Source organism: Moorena sp. SIO3I6 (assembly GCF_010672095.1).
Map to the genome: position 1 here is coordinate 1 of NZ_JAAHHU010000919.1, position 1,951 is coordinate 1,951.

Here is a 1,951-nt window from a genome sequence, read left to right on the forward strand (position 1 = left end):
GGGAAACTGAATACTCAACAAGTTACAATTATTGGTCATTCATTGGGGGGCTACACGGCTTTAGCGTTGGCTGGGGGAAAACTAAATTTAGAGGAACTGCGACAGTTTTGTAAAAATCGCTCTCCTGTGGGCAGATCCCCAGCAGATTGGTTCCAATGTGCAGCGGCTGATTTACCAGAAGACGAGGTTAATCTTACTGATCAGCGAGTGGTGCAAGCGATCGCGTTGAATAGCGTAACGGGGCGTTTGTTTGGTACTAAGGGTTTGCGTCATGTTACTGTACCAACTTTAATGTTAACCGGTACCGAGGATGCCATTACACCAGCGCTAGACCATCAGTTACGGTCTTTTAATCAGTTGGGGGGTTCTAAGTATTTGATTAGCGCTATTGGTGGCACTCACCTCAGTGTGACTGACCCGAAGAATCTTAACGATGCGATCGCTAGAAGTACGTTAGTCAAAGAGGTGGTTGGGGAGGATGCCCATAGCCTGCGGCAACTGGTCAAAGGTGTAAGTTTAGGGTTTATTATGCAGCTAACTCCAGAAGCTGAACGCTATGAACCATTTTTAACCCCAGCCTACGCTCAATCTCTGTCAAGTCCCAAAATTTCCTTGCGTCTGAGTACAAAATTACCCGCAAGCATGGCGACTTGGTTTCAAGTTATATCCGTGGGAAATCAGCAGGTTGCTATCAACTTTAAGGACGTAAATTCTGGGTCTATCAGCTCAAGTCAATTCTATTTTTATCCTAACATTAAAATGATGACCCCGAATAGTTTTTGCATTGAACAGCTGAATGAATTGTTCACTAAACTTGTAAACAAGTACCGGGAAAAAGCAACTCGCATCAGTTAAGTTTAATAGTTTTAGGGAGTAGGGAGTAGGGAGTAGGGAATAGGGAATAGGGAATAGGGAATAGGGAGTGTGGGGAGATGGGGAGATGGGGAGATGGGGAGATGGGGAGATGGGGAGATGGGGCGTCAGATCAGTAGACCTCTTGCATAAGTCTCATAAACCGTGGGTGTTGACAAGGCAAAAGGCATGCATACAAAAGGGATAGATTTTGATTTCATATTTATTTTTGCGCATAGGTCTAGTTTTCCCGATTCCCTACTCCCGATTCCCGATTCCCGATTCCCTACTCCCGATTCCCGATTCCCGATTCCCGATTCCCGATTCCCGATTCCCGATTCCCGATTCCCGATTCCCGATTCCCGATTCCCGATTCCCGATTCCCGATTCCCGATTCCCTTAATTAATTGGTAGTTGAGGATTCTCAATTTTTTTAACTTATGGCCAATATGGCAAGACTTTTATATTAGCCATGGGAGAATTTGATATCAAGAATTAATAAAAATTAATTGGATATATAGTTATCATGGAAATCTCTGATTTAGGGTTCACCGAGAGGTTAGAAAGTGACAGCTTTGTCTCTGACAGTAGTGATCATAAAATGGCTGATGTTGTCGGTGGTAAAAGTCGCAGGATTCGTTGGCCGAATAATGACGAACCGGAGCAGGAGCCTATAACCTTTGAGAGCATACGCATAGAATTACCGTATTGTCCTCTTTACTTCTTTCCTGATGGCACAATTGGGCATAAGTGTTTTGATACTCGTCCTTTTTAAGGATAGCGGTAATAATATTCATTTATCTTATTCATAAGGTACACAAGATTTATTCTTTGTTCCCTGTTCCCTATTCCCTATTCCCTGTTCCCTATTCCCTATTCCCTGTTCCCTAAAATCCACAACTTGTGTACCTCACCTATTTGATAAATGCTATAGTCACTAAACCCAGCCAACCACATCTTTGATTTGATATATCGCTAGCTCGCGGTCTATATGTTTCTTGGCTTTAAGAATCGGGGTGTTAGGACTTTTGTACCAGCGCTGGGAGCGGAAACAAAAACCATTGGGCGTTATTGCCTCCCAACTATAGCGAGTGCGATA

At 43.6% G+C, this 1,951-nt stretch carries 2 protein-coding genes and 1 pseudogene; all 3 read left to right on the plus strand.

Going from position 1 to position 1,951, the window contains the following annotated elements; translation table 11 throughout:
- A pseudogene (locus tag F6K49_RS44440) lies at positions 1-855 on the plus strand (dienelactone hydrolase); the annotation flags it as partial.
- A gap of 208 nt (positions 856-1,063) precedes the next feature.
- The gene (locus tag F6K49_RS44445; protein ID WP_293108323.1) at positions 1,064-1,255 is read left to right on the plus strand and encodes a hypothetical protein; all 192 of its coding nucleotides are present in this window, start codon (positions 1,064-1,066) and stop codon (positions 1,253-1,255) included.
- A gap of 123 nt (positions 1,256-1,378) precedes the next feature.
- On the plus strand, positions 1,379-1,627 hold the full coding sequence (locus F6K49_RS44450; RefSeq protein ID WP_293108326.1) for a hypothetical protein: 249 nt from the start codon (positions 1,379-1,381) through the stop codon (positions 1,625-1,627).
- The last annotated feature ends 324 nt before the right edge of the window (positions 1,628-1,951 follow it).

Excerpts from the sequence above, each read along its gene's own strand:
- F6K49_RS44450 (WP_293108326.1), top strand. The coding sequence starts at position 1,379 with ATGGAAATCTCTGATTTAGGGTTCACCGAGAGGTTAGAAAGTGACAGC.